This window comes from Haloferula chungangensis (genome assembly GCF_042664875.1).
Classification (GTDB): domain Bacteria; phylum Verrucomicrobiota; class Verrucomicrobiia; order Verrucomicrobiales; family Akkermansiaceae; genus Haloferula; species Haloferula chungangensis.
Window position 1 is genome coordinate 1 of sequence record NZ_JBHTBS010000103.1, and the last position, 526, is coordinate 526.

Sequence of the window (526 nt, forward strand, 5' to 3'; positions counted from 1 at the left end):
GTGAACGAATACCTCTCAAGCATACAGAGTGAAGAAATGTCTATCCTATATAACTTCTTAGGACTTTCAGTTGGCCTTAACTTAAACTCGAAAAATGCTGAGGAAAAACGTGAAGCATTTGAATGTGATATCACATATTCAACAAACAACGAACTCGGGTTCGATTATCTACGTGACAATATGGTGACGTATAAAAAAGACCGCGTACTCCGCACGCTAAACTACTGTGTGGTGGATGAGGTGGACTCTATTTTAATCGACGAAGCACGTACGCCACTAATCATTTCGGGTTCTGCTGATGAGAGAACAGACGCTTACGTTCAAGCACAACTTTTCGTTAGCACTTTAAAAAGAGATGAAGAGTACACGTACGACGTACGTAAAAATACAATACTCTTAACTGAAGAGGGTATGACGAAAGCGGAGAAATGGTATAAGCTAGAAAACTTGTTTGACGTAAAACATGTGGGCACCCTGCACCACATTAACCAAGCACTCCGTGCGAATTATACGATGGAAAAGAACG

The 526-nt window shown here is 40.9% G+C and carries 1 protein-coding gene; it reads left to right on the forward strand.

Going from position 1 to position 526, the window contains the following annotated elements; translation table 11 throughout:
• A partial coding sequence (locus tag ACFQY0_RS21390) for a preprotein translocase subunit SecA (RefSeq protein WP_465262165.1) occupies nt 1-526 on the forward strand: 526 nt, incomplete at both ends.